General features: G+C 62.0%; 12 protein-coding genes and 1 tRNA gene. 7 read left to right on the forward strand and 6 right to left on the reverse strand.

Features of this window, described 5'->3' with window-relative positions:
- Nucleotides 1-249: 249 nt before the first annotated feature.
- The 4 genes from AB8A50_RS06105 to AB8A50_RS06120 all read left to right on the forward strand — a co-directional run bounded on the left by AB8A50_RS06105 (nucleotide 250) and on the right by AB8A50_RS06120 (nucleotide 2,188).
- The gene (locus tag AB8A50_RS06105; protein ID WP_439071747.1) at nucleotides 250-1,221 is read left to right on the forward strand and encodes a LysR family transcriptional regulator; all 972 of its coding nucleotides are present in this window, start codon (nucleotides 250-252) and stop codon (nucleotides 1,219-1,221) included.
- A gap of 172 nt (nucleotides 1,222-1,393) precedes the next feature.
- Nucleotides 1,394-1,573 carry a hypothetical protein gene (locus AB8A50_RS06110; protein WP_068736432.1) on the forward strand — a complete coding sequence of 60 codons (180 nt, stop codon included), beginning with the start codon at nucleotides 1,394-1,396 and terminating at the stop codon, nucleotides 1,571-1,573.
- An 85-nt stretch (nucleotides 1,574-1,658) separates the two neighbouring features.
- Nucleotides 1,659-1,732 (forward strand) — tRNA-Cys (locus AB8A50_RS06115).
- 132 nt (nucleotides 1,733-1,864) lie between these two features.
- Nucleotides 1,865-2,188, forward strand: a complete 324-nt coding sequence (locus AB8A50_RS06120; protein ID WP_439077157.1) for a hypothetical protein — start codon at nucleotides 1,865-1,867, stop codon at nucleotides 2,186-2,188.
- A gap of 29 nt (nucleotides 2,189-2,217) precedes the next feature.
- Here AB8A50_RS06120 and AB8A50_RS06125 read toward each other — a convergent pair whose 3' ends face one another.
- From AB8A50_RS06125 to AB8A50_RS06145, 5 genes are all read right to left on the reverse strand, one after another.
- Nucleotides 2,218-2,952 (reverse strand): tRNA-uridine aminocarboxypropyltransferase, encoded by a 735-nt coding sequence (locus AB8A50_RS06125; RefSeq protein WP_175368996.1) that lies wholly within the window; start codon nucleotides 2,950-2,952, stop codon nucleotides 2,218-2,220.
- 57 nt (nucleotides 2,953-3,009) lie between these two features.
- Nucleotides 3,010-6,087 carry an efflux RND transporter permease subunit gene (locus AB8A50_RS06130; RefSeq protein WP_305801706.1) on the reverse strand — a complete coding sequence of 1,026 codons (3,078 nt, stop codon included), beginning with the start codon at nucleotides 6,085-6,087 and terminating at the stop codon, nucleotides 3,010-3,012.
- 32 nt (nucleotides 6,088-6,119) lie between these two features.
- Nucleotides 6,120-9,242, reverse strand: a complete 3,123-nt coding sequence (locus AB8A50_RS06135) for an efflux RND transporter permease subunit (RefSeq protein ID WP_439077158.1) — start codon at nucleotides 9,240-9,242, stop codon at nucleotides 6,120-6,122.
- Between the two features lie 62 nt (nucleotides 9,243-9,304).
- The gene (locus AB8A50_RS06140; protein ID WP_439077159.1) at nucleotides 9,305-10,693 is read right to left on the reverse strand and encodes an efflux RND transporter periplasmic adaptor subunit; all 1,389 of its coding nucleotides are present in this window, start codon (nucleotides 10,691-10,693) and stop codon (nucleotides 9,305-9,307) included.
- Nucleotides 10,683-12,119: an efflux transporter outer membrane subunit gene (locus AB8A50_RS06145; protein ID WP_439079925.1), complete on the reverse strand. Its 1,437-nt coding sequence runs from the start codon at nucleotides 12,117-12,119 to the stop codon at nucleotides 10,683-10,685. The genes AB8A50_RS06140 and AB8A50_RS06145 overlap by 11 nt, the downstream gene beginning before the upstream one ends.
- Before the next feature lie 377 nt (nucleotides 12,120-12,496).
- Between AB8A50_RS06145 and AB8A50_RS06150 the strand changes: the two genes are divergently transcribed.
- From AB8A50_RS06150 to AB8A50_RS06160, 3 genes are all read left to right on the forward strand, one after another.
- Complete coding sequence (locus tag AB8A50_RS06150) at nucleotides 12,497-12,646, forward strand: hypothetical protein (protein WP_439077160.1); 150 nt, start codon at nucleotides 12,497-12,499, stop codon at nucleotides 12,644-12,646.
- A gap of 200 nt (nucleotides 12,647-12,846) precedes the next feature.
- A complete protein-coding gene (locus AB8A50_RS06155) occupies nucleotides 12,847-14,076 on the forward strand; it encodes a class I SAM-dependent methyltransferase (protein WP_439077161.1) in 1,230 nt (409 codons plus the stop codon).
- Nucleotides 14,077-14,201: 125 nt separating this feature from the next.
- Nucleotides 14,202-15,242, forward strand: a complete 1,041-nt coding sequence (locus AB8A50_RS06160; RefSeq protein WP_439077162.1) for a cysteine synthase A — start codon at nucleotides 14,202-14,204, stop codon at nucleotides 15,240-15,242.
- 11 nt (nucleotides 15,243-15,253) lie between these two features.
- Here the strand turns inward: AB8A50_RS06160 and AB8A50_RS06165 are convergent, their stop codons facing one another.
- Nucleotides 15,254-16,000: an amino acid ABC transporter ATP-binding protein gene (locus tag AB8A50_RS06165; RefSeq protein WP_439077163.1), complete on the reverse strand. Its 747-nt coding sequence runs from the start codon at nucleotides 15,998-16,000 to the stop codon at nucleotides 15,254-15,256.
- Nucleotide 16,001 lies beyond the last annotated feature (1 nt).

A 16,001-nucleotide genomic window follows, 5' to 3' on the forward strand; every position in this document is an offset into this window, starting at 1 on the left:
GCGACTCTCGTGGTGCCTGCGAGATCATCGCAGGAGCCTCATTCGTGGTCACTCGCTGAACCTGAAATACCGGCAGCGCTGCGTCCGCAAAGCGAGAGAGACGGATCGTTCTTTGTTCCCGTCAGGCTAGGTTGCTTCGGATCGCACGGGGTATAGACAATCCTGCAAAGGGCCTTGCAGACTGGCTTTTCCACCGCGACATGGCGTCCCAGCGACGCGCACTGGCACAGCTCTTGCTGTTACTCTCGGATGGACAATTTCAAATCGCTCGATTGGGATGACCTCAAGGTCTTCATTCACGCGGCGCGCGGCGGCAGCCTTGGCAGTGCGGCCAAGCGCCTCCGGGTCGATCAATCCACCATCAGCCGCCGCATCGCGCATCTGGAGAGCACGCTGGGCGTGGCGCTGTTCGAGCGACTGCCGTCGGGATTGAAGGTCAACGAGACCGGCGACCGCCTGCTCTGCCACGCCGAACGCATCGAGAGCGCGGTGATTGCCATGCGGGAAGACGTGCAATGCGGCGGCAGCCGTATGGCCGGCCGGGTCCGTCTCGCCACGATGGAAGGCATCGCCTCGCTCTACCTCGCCTACCGCTTCGTCGAATTGCGAAAACAGCATCCGGACCTGACCGTCGAATTGCTGACATCACCGCAGAGCGTCTCGGTGAACCGGCGCGAGGCCGATCTGTTTCTGAGCTTCTTCCGCCCGACCGGTCAGGGCATGGTCTCGGAGCGTATCGGCTGCTTCCAACTTGGGCTCTATGCGTCGCAGAGTTACCTGGACGCACATGGCATGCCCAAGAACGCATCCGAGCTCACGGAGCACTGCTTCGTCACCTATATCGACGACCAGATCCAGCTCGACTCGGTGCGCTGGCTCGATGACATCATCAAGAGCCCGCCAGTCTCGTTCCATTCCAACAGCATGTGCGCGCAGATGAACGCTGCGGCCGGCGGCATCGGGCTCGTGCTGCTGCCGAGTTTTGCGACGGCGCGCCGTCCTGACCTGATCCCGGTGCTGCACGACAAGCTGTCCACCACGCGAGAGCTGTGGATCAACGTCCATAACGATCTGCAATTCGTGCCGCGCATCCGCGCGGTGTCGAGCTTCCTGAAGTCGACCTTCAAGGCGGATCCTCTGATGCAGGCCAGCACGAAGGGCCGCAAGATGCTTGATACGCTGCTGGAGACGGACACACCTGTCACGGAGCAAACAGTTTGATGTTACCGTGAACCATCGGATTGGTGCATGGAACCCCGCACCTGATTCAATGAGGTAAACGTCCCGGTAACCATGATGGGCCTCACGTGTGGATCGGTACAATTTGAACGATCCATTCAACAGCCCAACAAAGGCTTTGCGTCAGATTGCTCTCAAGACAGGGAGCTAAAAGATGAGCGAAGCCGAATTTGACTATCTGCTGGAGACAGTCCGGGCCGAAATCGAGGCCGATGTGCGGGACGATCTGCGCAGCCAGGAAATGTTCTTCGCCCCGATTCCGACCGCTGCGAACGACAATGACGGCCCCTGGCCGCTGATTCCGTTTCCGGATGGCTGGCAGGCCTCCTGCTGATCTTTTGTCGGTATGTCGGACCCCATGAAAGATTTCAGCCGGGCATTGCCTAAATGGCGAACGGTCTGTAACTAACCCGCTATGGGGCCATGTGGCGGAATGGTTACGCGCCGGTCTGCAAAACCGTTTATTCGGGTTCGATTCCCGACGTGGCCTCCATCAATCCAATCAATAACTTAGCCTGCCGGACCCGCGATCGGGGCGCGACTGCTATGAGTGGTGCGCTGCAACACTTCGCTTGGCAAGATTGGAGTATTGATCGTAGCATCCTGCCAACCCTAGGGGGGCACGATGAACATCCGGGTCTTGATCACAACGTTGCTGATGACCTCGCCAGGCTGGGCCCAGGCCAAACCGCCCGTTCCGGCCCGCACCGATCCCTGCGCGCCGATCGGCCGGACCGCCGACGGCCAGTTGGTCTACTCCCTGAAGTGCGAGAAGCTGCCGGTTCCAGTGGTGCCGCCGCAGGCTGCAGCCCCGGCACCGCCTCCCGCACCCGTCGTGGAAGAAGCTCGCGGCGGACTGTTCCGCAATCCGTTTCCGTCGCTCGTCAGGCCGTCGTCATCGATTGACGAGCGTGAAGCTGGGGTCGGTCCTCCGCCCGGCAGCCGATAGGCCCCGAAATCAATCAAAACCGAACGCGATCAGGCGTGCTTCTTGCGCCGCCAGTCGCGCTTGGGTTTTGGCTTGGGCGCCAATTCCGGCATGACGGTCTGGGCTTCGCGATATTTCGCCAGCATCCGCTCGAAAGCCTCGTTCAGCGTGGTCTCGATCTCCGGCTTCCGTTCGAGGCTGGCCAGCAACATCCCCGCGGCTTCGATGGTCGACAGGCCGTCCTTGCGCGGTTCGCGGCGCAGCTTGCCGTAAAGCGACGGTTTGGCCGGTCCGAGGATCACGCGTTGGCATTTCAGCATCCAGGCATTGCGCCACCACAGCGCCTTGGCCTGGCTCCAGGTGCCGTCGAGCAGCACGATGCCCTGGATGTCCTTGAGCAGTGCGCGCTGGTTTTCCTCAGCCTGACCCTTGCGATCGATGGCCAGGATGTCGCGATCGGTCTCGTAATCGGTGACCTTGGCGGAGCCAAGGTAGAGGATCGCCCAGCGGGCGGGATCGGCGACCGGCTTGCCCAGCGCCTTGGCGAGGCTCGGCCAGGACAGGCCGATCTTGACCGTGGCCTTCTTGAAATGAAGCGCCGCGACGCGAGCGGTGCCCAGCGCCCTGTCCTGCTCCTGCGGATGCTGCAGGATCAGGAGCTCGATCTTGTTGTCGATGGGCGTAATGCTGTCGCAGATGCACAGCGGCATCGGCTTGTGGCAATGCGGACATTCCGGGATCGCTTCAGCGACCTCAGCGGCTTGCAGATCTGATTTCTTGGACATTGCCCGCTATACGCCGCGCCGCCCGAGGCTTCAACCGCCGTGACGCCCGGATTTTTGCTATTCGGCAGGCGCAGGCAGCGGCGCCGGGCGGAAGCGGTTACGCAGCCGGTCGATCAGGAGATAGATCACCGGCGTGGTGTAGAGCGTCAACACTTGCGAGACGAATAGCCCGCCAATGATGGTGATCCCCAGCGGGCGGCGCAGCTCGGTGCCCGGCCCGGTCGCGATGACCAGCGGGATCGCCGCGAATACCGCCGCCAGCGAGGTCATCAGGATCGGGCGGAAGCGCACGGTGCAGGCCTCGAAGATCGCCTCGGCGGGCGACAATCCACGATGCCGCTCCGCCTCGATGGCGAAGTCGACCATCATGATTCCGTTCTTCTTGACGATACCGATGAGGAGAATGATGCCGACGAAGGCGATCACGGTCAGCGGCGTGTTGGTGATCTGCAACGCCAGCAACGCGCCGAGTCCTGCCGAGGGCAGCGTCGAGATGATGGTCAGAGGATGCACCAGGCTCTCATAGAGCACGCCCAGCACGATATACATCGCGATGAGCGCGCCCAGGATCAGTAGTGGCTGCCGCCCCGTCGTTTTGCTGAAGTCACCGGCATTGCCGTCGAATCCTCCCCGGATTCCTTCGGGCATATGCAGTTCGTCGACCGCGCGCTGGATGTTGCCGGTTACGGCGTCGAGCTGCACGCCGGGCAGCGTGTTGAACGACACCGTCGTCGACGGGAATCCCTGCGAGTGGAACACCGCCAGCGCGGACAACGTGCGCGACATGCGCACAACCGCCGACAGCGGCACCTGCGCCCCATTCAGGCCCGCGACATAGATGCGATCGAGGTCGGACGGATCGTTCTGGAATTTTGGATCGATTTCCAGCACCACCTTATACTGGTTGCGCTGGGTGTAGATCGTCGAGATCTGTCGCTGCGAGAACGCGTTGTTCAAAGCGTTGTCGATATCCTGCACTTTGACGCCGAGGCTCGATGCCATCTTGCGGTCGATGGTCAGCGTCAATTGTAATCCGCCGGGATCGCGGTCGCTCGACACATCGGTGATGCCCTCGACGCTCTCCAGCCGCTTGCCGACCAGCGGCGCCCACTTCTGCAGGAGGTCGAGATTGGTCGAGGTCAGCGTGTATTGGTAGTTGGAGTCGCTCTGGCGCCCCCCTGCACGCAGATCCTGCGCAGCAAACATGAAGAGACGAATACCCGGGACCGCGCTGAGCTTCGGACGCAACCGGTTGATGACGTCTTCGGTCGACGCTCCGTTGCGCTCCTCTGGTGGTTTCAAGGCGATAAACATGGTGCCCCGGTTGGCGCCGCCGCCGCCCGGGCCGCCAGTGCCGCCAAGCGACGAACCGATACTGGCCACGCCGGGATCGCTCAGCACGAGATCAGCCATATGCTGCTGCAATCCGAGCATCGCCTGAAACGAGACATCGGCCGATGCGCGCGTTGCACCGATCACGAAGCCGCTGTCGTCGTTCGGGAAAAAACCTTTCGGCGTCTTGATGTAGAGTGTGACCGTCAGCGCGATGGTGGCGAAGAACACCAACAGCGTCAGGAGTGGAAAACCCAGCACCACATGCAGCGTGCGTTCATAGAACGCCACGACGCGTGACAGCGTGCCTTCGACGATACGGTCGAAACGGGTCTCGGTGCTTGACAGACCGCTCTTGATATATTGCGCGCAGATCATCGGTGTCACCGTCAGTGAAACCAGCGTCGAGACGACAATCGAGAATGTCAGCGTCAACGAGAATTCGCGCAGCAATCGGCCGACCAGACCATCCATGAAGATCAGCGGGATGAAGGCGGCGATCAGCGACAGGCTGATCGACAGCACCGTGAAGCCGATCTGCCTGGCGCCTGCGAGCGCCGCCTGCATCGGCGCCATGCCCTCTTCGAGATTGCGGTACATGTTCTCGATCATGACGATGGCGTCATCGACCACAAAGCCGACAGAGATCGCCAGCGCCATTAGTGACAGGTTGTTGATCGAGAAGCCGGCCAGCCACATGCCGACGCAGGTACCCGCCAGCGCCAGCGGCACCGAGACGCCGGCCGCGATGGTGGGGGTGCCACGACGCAGGAACAGGAACACCACGGCCATCACCAGTACGGCCGTGGCAAACAGCGTCCACTCCATGTCCTCGACCGAGGCGCGAATGGTACCCGTGCGGTCGGTCAGAACCGAAATCTCGATCCCGGCAGGAATCCATTGTTTCAGATCGGGGATCAGCGCCTTTACGCGATCGACGGTGTCGATGACGTTGGCGTCGCCCTGTTTGGTGATCTGGATCAGTACCGCCGGCTGCTTGTTGAACCAGGCAACCGAGCGGCTGTTGCGCGTCGCATCCTGAACATCGGCGACATCAGACAGCCGCAGATAATTGCCGTTCGAACTCTTGACGATGATCTCGCGAAACTCTTCCGCCGTGCGCATCTGCGGATTCATCGAGATCGTCTCGCTCTGCCGCGATCCCTGGAAGATGCCGACTGGGCCAAGTGGATTGGCATTGACGATGGCGGTGCGCACGTCGTCGGTGGCAATCCCGGCATTCGACAGCGCGACCGGATTGAGCTGGATGCGCACCGCGGGCTGGTCGGCGCCGCTGGCAGTGACTTCGCCGACCCCCGGCACCTGCGACAGCCGCTGTACGATCACGGTGTCGGCGACGTCGTAGATCGCGGAGGCCGACATGGTTGGCGACGTCAAAGCGAGAATGAAGACAGGTGCGGCTGACGGGTTGGCCTTGCGGAACGTAGGCAGTGTCGGAAGATCGGTCGGCAGATCCGCCATCGACGCATTGATCGCGGCCTGCACGTCACGCGCGGCGCGATCGACATCGCGGCCGATGGCGAATTGCAGCTGGATGCTGGTCGAGCCCAGCGAGCTCGTCGAGGTGATCTGATCGAGGCCGGCGATGATGCCCAGACGTCGTTCCAGGGGTGCAGCAACGGTCGCCGCCATGATCGACGGATCGGCGCCCGGACGCGACGCCTGTACGCGGATCATCGGGAAGTCGACATTGGGTGTCGCGGCGACCGGCAGGAAGTGATAGGCGACGACGCCGAGAAGAAACAGTCCGATCGCCAGCAGCGTGGTGCCGACCGGCCGCATGATGAATGGCGCTGAGATGGAGATGGAAGCCACTAGGGCGGCCCCCCTGCTCCCGCCGTTCCGGCTGCACCCGCAACGGGCGGTGCACTCTTCTCGAACCGGCGATTGATGCGATCCAGCGCCAGATAGATCACCGGCGTGGTGTAGAGCGTCAGGATCTGGCTGAGCAGCAGACCGCCAATGATCGACACACCGAGCGGGAAGCGCAACTCTGCGCCGGTGCCGCTTTCGATCGCCAGCGGCAATGCGCCGAACAGCGCCGCCAGCGTCGTCATCATGATGGGCCGGAACCGCAGTAGACAGGCTTCGACGATCGCCGCTTCCGGTGCCATGCCGCGATTGCGCTCCGCATCCAGCGCGAAGTCGATCATCATGATCGCGTTCTTCTTGACGATGCCCATCAAGAGGATGATGCCGATCAGGCCAATGACGGACAGGTCCTGTCCGGTCAGCATCAGGGCCAGGATCGCACCGACGCCAGCCGATGGCAGCGTCGAGAGAATCGTGATCGGATGAATGTAGCTCTCATAGAGCACACCGAGCACAATATAGATCGTCACCAGCGCCGCGAGGATCAGCCAGGGCTGCCCTGACAGCGACTTGGAGAATTCCGCAGCATCGCCGGAGAACATCCCAACAATGCTGGTCGGCATGCCGATCCGGGTCTCGATCTTCTTTACTTCGTCGACCGCATCGCCGAGCGCCTCGTTAGGCCCGAGGTTGAAGCTGAGCGAGATCGCGGGGAATTGCGCCTGATGCGAGATCGCCAGTGGCGCCGTGGTACGCGTCAGTGTGGCTACGGCAGACAGCGGCACCTGCGCGCCGGCCACACCGGGCAGATACAGTTTCGACAGCACGTCGGGATCGCGCTGCTGTGACGGCAATGCCTCCAGCACAACGCGGTACTGATTGGCCTGTCCGTAGATGGTCGAAATCTGGCGCTGCGCGAAGGCGTCATTCAGCGTGTCGGTGACGCCCTGCAGATTGACGCCGAGCTGACCGGCGCGCTGCCGGTTGATATCGAGCGAGGCCCGCAATCCGCCTGTCTGGGCTTCCGAGGAGACGTCCCGGAACATCGGATCGCGGCGCAATTCAGCAACCAGTTTCTGCGACCACTCGGTCACCTGCGCCGCATCAGTCCCGGTCAGCGTATATTGATACTGCGAACGGCTCGCCTGCGTGCTGATCTGGATATCCTGCACCGGCTGGAAATACACGGTCATGCCCGGGATCGCCGCGACGCGATCCTTGAGCCGCGCGATCACGGCGTTCATGTCATCCTTGCGCTCGCCGCGCGGCTTCAGGGTCATCACCAGCCGGCCGACATTGGTGGTTGGATTGACCGAGCCGCCGCCGATCACCGAGATGATTCCTGTCACATCCGGATCGGCCTGGATCGCTGCCGCCGCCGCGTTCTGCCGGCTCTGCATCTCCGTGAAGGACACATCGGCGCCAGCCTCCGTCACGGCCGTGATCGAGGCGGTGTCTTGCAGCGGCAAGAAGCCCTTGGGGGCAATGACATAGAGACCCAGCGTTGCAACGATGGTCAGGAACGTGACGACCAGCGTCGCCGGCTGATGCTGCAACACCCACAACAGCGTGCGGTGATAGAATGCCACCATACGGTCGATGAAGCGGCTGACGGCGCCCAAGCCGGGCACCTGCCATTCATCCTTGGTGTGTTTCAGCATCCGCGAGCACATCATCGGCGTCAACGTCAGCGAGACCACGGCGGACATGACTACGGCGATGGTCAGCGTCATCGCGAATTCGCGGAACATGCGGCCTACGAGGCCGGACATGAATAGCAGCGGGATAAACACCGCGATCAGTGACACCGTCAGCGAGATCACCGTGAAGCCGATTTCCTTCGCTCCCGCCAGCGCCGCTTCCATCGGGCTCTCGCCATCTTCCATGTGACGGACGATGTTCTCGATCATCACGATGGCGTCGTCGACCACGAAACCGGTGCCGATGGTCAGCGCCATCAGGCTGAGATTGTCGAGGCTGAAGCCGGCAAAATACATCACGCCGAAGGACGTGATCAGCGACAGCGGCAGCGCCACACCGGCAATCAGCGTTGCACGCAGCGACCGCAGGAACAGCAGCACCACCAGCGTCACGAGGATGACGGACAGCACCAGCGTGAATTGCACGTCATGGACCGAGGCGCGAATGGTCACGGTGCGGTCGCTCACGATGGTCAGCTTTACACCGGCCGGCATCGAGCGCTGCACCTTCGGAATTTCCTCGCGTATCTGACGGACGACCTCGATGACATTTGCACCGGGCTGACGCTGGATCTCGATAATGACGGCGGGCGTGCCTTGATACCAACCGCCCGTGCGGTCGTTTTCCAGGCCGTCGACAATCTGGGCGATGTCGCCGATGGTGACAGGGGATCCGTTGCGATAAGCGATAATGATCGGCCGATACTGATCCGCTGCCGCAATCTGGTCGTTCGCGGCAATGGTGTAAGCTTGCTGCGCGCCATCGAGCGAGCCCTTGGGCCCCGATACATTGGCACCGGCAATCGCCGTACGGAGGTCTTCCATCGCGATGCCATAGGCAGCGAGCCGCGCCAGATCCGCCTGCACACGCACCGCCGGCTTCAAGCCGCCAAGCACGGCAACCTTGCCGACACCCGAAATCTGGCTGAGCCGCTGCGCCAGCAATGTGTCGGACAGGTCGCTCATCGATCGCAGCGAGATGGTGTCCGAGGTCAACGCCAATGTCATCACCGGCGCGTCGGCCGGATTGACCTTCGCATAGACCGGCGGGTATGGCAGGTTCTTCGGCAGCACGCCGGCGGCAGCATTGATAGCCGCCTGCACGTCCTGGGTCGCGCCATCGATATCGCGGTTGAGATCGAATTGCAGCGAGATCTGGCTGACGCCGAACGAGCTCGTCGAGGTCATCGATGACAGTGACGGAATCTGTCCGAGCTGACGTTCCAGAGGCGCGGTGATCAGCGACGCTGTCACTTCGGGGCTCGCGCCCGGCAATTGCGTCGAGACCTGCACGGTCGGGAAATCGACCTGCGGCAGCGCCGATACCGGAAGCCCGAAGTAGCCAAGCGCGCCACCGATCAACAACGCGATGCCGAGCAGCGACGTCGCGATGGGCCGGCGGATGAACGGTTCCGAGACGCTCATGACTGTGCGCTCTCTTGTATCGAAATCATCAACTCAAGCGATCGATCGTGCGAACATCATGGCTACTTCGCTCCCGATGGCGCAGCGCTCGGGCTGGCTGGGGGCGGCGTCTGGCCAATCGGTGCCTGCGGATTGCCCTGGCCACCCGCACCACCTGAATTCTGGCCGCGCTTGCCACGACGCTCGCCAGCATCATTGCCCTTGCCCCCGCCACGCTTGCGGGGTGCCAAGTCGGCGGTCGGCTCCTGATCGTTGGTGCCGACAGACACCTTCGATCCTTCTGCGAGATTGGCAAAACCCGTGCTGACAACACGCTCGGTCGCCGACAGGCCCTTGGCGATGACGGCCGTGGTCTCGTTCTGCTGCGTCACGGTGACCGGCACCGCCTTGACGATGTCGCCCTCCTCGATCACGTAACTGAACGTACCGGCGGGACCGCGTTGTACGGCCGAGGTCGGCACCACCATCGCATCCTTCAGGGTCTCGACTTTCAGCCGCACATTGACGAACTGACCGGGCCAGAGCTGATAATTCGGGTTCGGGAATTCGGCCTTCAGCTTCACGGTGCCCGTGGTGGTATCGACCTGATTGTCGATGCCGGTGAGCGTACCGGTGTCGATGACGGTGACGCCATCATTGCCGAACACGTCGACCATCAGCGTGCCCTTGGCAGCAGCGGCATTGGCGCGGACGATCTGCTGCTGCGGCAGGCTGAACAGCACAGCGATGGGCTGCAGCTGCGTGATCACCACGAGGCCCGTGGTGTCGGAGGCGTGGATGATGTTGCCCTGGTCGACCTGACGCAGGCCGGCACGGCCAGAGAGCGGTGCGATGATCTTGGTGTAGCTCAGCGTCGCGGCAGCATTGTCGATGGCCGCCTGATCGGCATTCACCAGCGCCTCCTGCTGGGCAACGAGAGACTTCTGGGTGTCGGCCTGCTGCTTGGAACCGGCGTTTGACGTTGCAAGCTGCTGGTAGCGGATCAGGTCGAGCCGCGCATTGGCCAGCGTCGCCTCGTCCTGCGCCTTCTTGGCGACAGCCTGATCGTACAGCGCCTTGTAGAGCACCGGGTCAATCTCACCGAGAACATCGCCGGCCTTGACGTCCTGGCCTTCCTTGAAATTGACCTTGATCAGTTTGCCGTCGACCTGCGCGCGCACGGTGACGTTGTTCAAGGCCTTCACCGAGCCGACGCCATCGAGATAGACCGGCACGTCCTGGATCTTCGGCGTCGCCGCGAGCACCGGCACCGTCATCATGTCCGGCCGGAAACCGCCGCGATTGGCGGTCTGACGCTGCTGGAAGGCGTTCCAGCCGATATAGCCGAGCCCGCCGAGGATCAGCAGCGTCACGGCGATCGACACAGTACGGCGGCGCGCCTTGCCGGCGACCTTGGCGACACCATCGCCCGTCGCTTTCGCGGCCTCTTTCAACTCCGGCTTAAAGAGCATTGACCGGTCTTTCCATTTTCGGCTCCCAGCCGCCCCCCAGCGCCTGATAGAGGCTGATGATCGCCTGCAGCCGCGCCAGTTGCGCCTGCGACAGGACATCTTCCGCCTGGAACAGCGTCAGCTGGGTGTTTAGCACAGTTACGATGTCAGCGGTTCCAGCCCGCAATTGCTGCTCGGACAGTTCGAAGGCCCGCCGGGACGCCCGGACCACCTCGCGCTGCAGCCGCAGCCGCTCGGTGGTCTGGCGGATCGCGACCAGCGCGTTGTCCACGTCGGCAAAGGACTGCACGACCGTCTTGCGATAGGTCTGCAGGAGCTCGTCCTGCCGTGCCTGGGTCAGCTCGAAATTGCCCTGGATCCGCCCGCCATCGAAGATCGGCTGTGTCAGGCCGCCGACGAGGCTGAAGAAGGCGGCATTGGGTTGAAACAGCGAGGCCAGCGCTGCGCTCTGATAACCGCCCGAGCCGGTCAACTGGATACTCGGAAAGAACTGCGCCCGGGCGCTGCCGACATTGGCCGTGGCCGAGGCCAATTGCGCCTCCTGCCGGCGGATATCCGGCCGCTGGGTTAACAGCTCTGACGGCAGGCCGGGCGTGACGCGCGGGGCTGCGATATTGTTCAGCGACCCGCCGGCCACGCGCACGCTTTCAGGGGGGCGGGACACTAGCGTCGCGAGCGCATTGACGTTCTGCGCCAGCGTGGTCCGCAGCGGCGGCACCGCAGCGCGCTGATTGGCCAGCACGCTTTCCTGCTGCGCGACATCGAGATCGGTGCCGGTGCCGGCACTGAAGCGCTGTTTGATCGCATCAAGGATACGCTGCGCGCTGGCGATGTTGCGCTCCGCCGTGCGAATGCGGTCCTGCGATGTCAGCACCTGGAAATAGGCATTGGCGACCGCCGCCATAGTGGTCAGCGCCACCACGTCGCGGTCGAAACGATTGGCCGTCGAGGTTTCTTCCGCAGCCAGCGCCGCGTCGCGGTTCTTGCCCCAGAAATCGATCTCGTAGCTGGCCGAGAGCGAGGCCGAATAGGTCACCACCTCGCGGCCGCCGTTGGTCAGACCGCTGGAACTGGAGCCCGAGGTCCGCGAATAGGTCTCCTGCCCGCCGCCGCTCACGCTGGGCAGCAGCGCTGCGCCGGTGATTCGTGCCTGCGCATCGGCCTGCATGATTCGCGATGTTGCCGCAGCGATATCGAGGTTGACCGTCTGGGCCTCCTCCATCAGCTGCGTCAGTTCCTTGGAGCGAAAGCCGCGCCACCAGTCCAGTGTCGGCATGGCGCCGTTCGGATTGGCCAGCCGTGCCGCCTTATAGCCCTCGGGAATATCGAGGGCCGGATCAGGCAGATCCTTGGTCAAAATGCAGCCTGCCGAACTGGCAACAACGGCAAAGGCGACGACCGAACGCCCAATCTTTTTCGCGAACACGAGATTCACCGCACGAACATCCGGACAAGGCTCCGCCGCGCGCGCTTTGCGCCGAGATTCGGGGCGTTGGAGTATGCAGCCTGAGACACGTTCACCGGGTGATGCTGGTCAATGAAGCGAGCCCGCATTCTAGCGGCCCAATCATCCTGCGGACAGTGTTCTTACGTGTCGCAACGTGCAAGCGACCCGAATGCTGGATGCCCGCAAATGAGTGGATTTGCACAGATTCTCCCGATTTTGTGGGGTTTTTTGGTCCCTGACAGAAGCGCCGGCAGGTCAGGCTTACGAAGATTTCATGTGTTCATTTGTTGCTGACATCCGGATTGCGTTCCCCTGTGCCGTCGGCGCCATTTTGAAAACCGCTGGGGATGCCAACCGTGACCTGGATGAACCGTTTGCAAGGCATTGCCGACGATGACGCCAAGGCGCTCGCGGCGCGAAAGCGCCTCGACCAGATTCAGGGCGAGCACCGCACCAGGTTCTGCGACGCATGGACTGGTTATTGGATCAAGGGTGCATACGCCTAGTGTCGCGTGAAGCAAGCCATGCGAGAAATACCGGCTTGGCGAGTAAACAAAGCCGCGCTTATACTCCTGTAAAATCGTCCGCGCGTTGATCGGATTTCGCAACGCACAAGGGCGGTCCCGACCGACAGAAGAGCGGCAGGCACATCCATCCATGCGACTTGAATGCGAACACAGAACCACGAACTCCCCTGGATCTGCGCATGTCTGACCTGATCGTTCTTACTCCGGAAAATGTCGACAAGACGCTGCCGGATCTGCCGCGCATCGTCCGTCTGGCGCTTGGTTTCGGCTCGCGTCTGCGGCGCGGTACGCTCGACGTGACACTCCCCGATGGCCGGCGTGTCCGGCTGGGCGGCATGGAGCCCGGTCCCGCCGCAGAGATGACGATCAGCAGTTACGCTTTCGCGTCGCGTCTTGTGAATGGCGGCGATATCGGCATCGCGGAAGCCTATCTACACCGCGAATGGGACACGCCGGATCTCACGCAATTCCTGTATCTGTTCTGCGTCAATCACGATCTCATTCAGGTGATGCTCGGCAACAATCCGCTGATGCGCTTCGTCCAGATCGTTCGTCACTGGTTCAATCGCAACACCAAGCGGCAAGCTCGCAAGAACATCTACGCGCACTACGACATCGGCAACGCGTTCTATTCTGCGTGGCTCGATCCGAGCATGACCTATTCGTCCGCGATTTTCGAAGACGGCGCGCAGGATCTCACGGCCGCGCAGAACAACAAATATCGCCGGCTTGCAGAAGCGATCGATCTGAAGCACGGCCAGAAGGTGTTGGAGATCGGCTGCGGCTGGGGTGGCTTTGCCGAATATGCCGCGAAGAACTACGGCGCACATGTCACCGGTCTCACCATCTCGACCGAGCAGCGCGATTTCGCACGTAAGCGGATGCAGGACGCGGGCCTTGGCGACAAGGTCGAGATCAAGTTTCAGGACTATCGCGACGAACGTGGACAGTATGACCGCATCGCTTCGATCGAGATGATCGAGGCCGTCGGCGAACAGTTCTGGCCGCAGTATTTCTCACAATTGCGCGACCGGCTGCTACCCGGCGGATTGATCGGTATCCAGGCCATCACGATCCAAGACAAGTTCTTCCAGACCTATCGGCGCGAGGTCGACTTCATTCAGCGCTACGTCTTTCCCGGCGGCATGCTGCCGTCGCCGGAAATCCTGAAATCCCTCGGGGCCAGATACGGCGTTCCTGTCATCAAGGAACGCATATTCGGACTGGATTATGCCAAGACGCTGGCGACCTGGAGAGATAGTTTCCGCGCGGCCTGGCCAAGCCTGACGCCGCTCGGTTTCGACGACCGGTTCCGGCGGCTGTGGGAATACTACCTGGCCTATTGCGAGGCCGGTTTCCTGTCGGGGAATATCGACGTTCGCCAGGTCGTATTCGCAAAAGCCCCATAGTCCGCGCTCTGGACTTTCCGCACTGCGGCACCAGATCGTGAGGCCAGACCCTTCCCTTGTCTGGCCCGGCGGCCTCCACTAGGGTCGCCGCGAGATCGACAACCCGAGCGAAGAATTTCAGCACCATGACCTTCAACAAAGACGTCGTCGAGGCGATCGGCAACACGCCTCTGATCAAGCTGAAGCGCGCATCCGAACTGACCGGCTGCACCATTCTCGGCAAGGCCGAATTCATGAATCCCGGCCAGTCGGTGAAGGACCGCGCCGGCAAATGGATGATCCTTGAAGCCGAGAAGCGCGGCGATCTGAAGCCCGGCGGTCTCATTGTCGAGTCGACTGCGGGCAATACCGGTATCGGTCTCGCCGTGGTGGCGAGCGCGCGCGGCTATCGCACGCTAATCGTGATCCCGGAGACGCAGAGCCAGGAAAAGAAAGATATGCTGCGGCTCAACGGCGCCGAGCTGATCGAAGTGCCCGCACTGCCGTTCGCCAATCCGAACAACTATCAGCATGTCGGACGACGGCTCGCAGATCAGCTGCGCAAGACCGAGCCGAACGGCGTTCTGTTTGCCGACCAGTGGAACAATCTCGACAATGCCAAAGCCCATTATGAATCGACGGGCCCCGAGATCTGGGAGCAGACTGGCGGCAAGGTGGACGGCTTCATTTCGGCAGTCGGTACCGGCGGCACGCTAGCCGGCACGACCCGCTACCTGAAGGAAAAGAACAACAACATTGTTACGGCCTGCGCCGATCCAAATGGCTTTGCGATGTATAACTGGTTCAAGCATGGCGAAGCCAAGTCCACGCCCGGCGATTCCATCACGGAAGGCATCGGGATTGGCCGCGTGACGCCGGTCATCGAGACCGCGAAGGTCGATACTGCATTCCTGATCTCTGACGAGGAAGCCGTCGCCGTCATTTATGACTTGCTCCAGCACGAAGGCCTCTGCCTCGGCGGCTCGACCGGCATCAACATCGCCGGCGCGATCCGCCTCGCAAAGGAGTTGGGCCCGGGCAAGACCATCGTCACCATTCTCTGCGACTCCGGTGGCCGCTATCAGTCGAAGCTGTTCAATCCCGACTTCATGCGCAGCAAGAACCTGCCGGTGCCGGCATGGCTGGAGACGAAGAGCGATATCTCGGTGCCGTTCGAGAAAGTCTGAGGCGCAAGGCCTCAGCGGAGAATCTGGCTCAGGAACAGCTTCGTCCGCGCATGCTGCGGATTGGCGAAAAACTTGTCCGGTGTATTCGCCTCGATGATCTGCCCGGCATCCATAAATACCACGCGGCTGGCGACTTCCCTGGCAAAGCCCATCTCGTGTGTGACCACAAGCATGGTCATGCCCTCGCCGGCAAGATCGACCATGGTGTCGAGCACTTCCTTGACCATTTCCGGGTCCAGCGCCGATGTCGGCTCGTCGAACAGCATCACCTTCGGCGTCATCGTCAGCGCCCGGGCGATCGCCACACGCTGCTGCTGGCCGCCGGAGAGCTGACCGGGATAGGCATTGGCCTTGTCTGGAATGCGCACCCGCTCCAGATACTTCATCGCCGCAGCATCGGCGTCCTTCTTCGGCATATGCCGTACCCAGATCGGCGCCAACGTGCAGTTCTCAAGCACCGTCAGATGCGGAAACAGGTTGAAGCTCTGGAACACCATCCCGACATCACGCCTGATATCGTCAACGCGGCGCAGGTTGGGACCGAGTTCGATGCCGTCGACCGTGATCCGGCCTTCCTGAAACTCCTCCAGCGCATTGATGCAGCGGATCAGCGTCGATTTGCCCGAGCCCGACGGCCCGCAGATCACGATGCGCTCGCTGGGGCCGACCGCAAGATCGATGTCGCGCAGCACGTGGAAATCGCCGAACCATTTGTTGAGGCCGGCAACCGAGACGATGGGATTCACGGATACGGACATG

The organism is Tardiphaga sp. 841_E9_N1_2 (genome assembly GCF_051811065.1).
Lineage (GTDB): Bacteria > Pseudomonadota > Alphaproteobacteria > Rhizobiales > Xanthobacteraceae > Tardiphaga > Tardiphaga robiniae.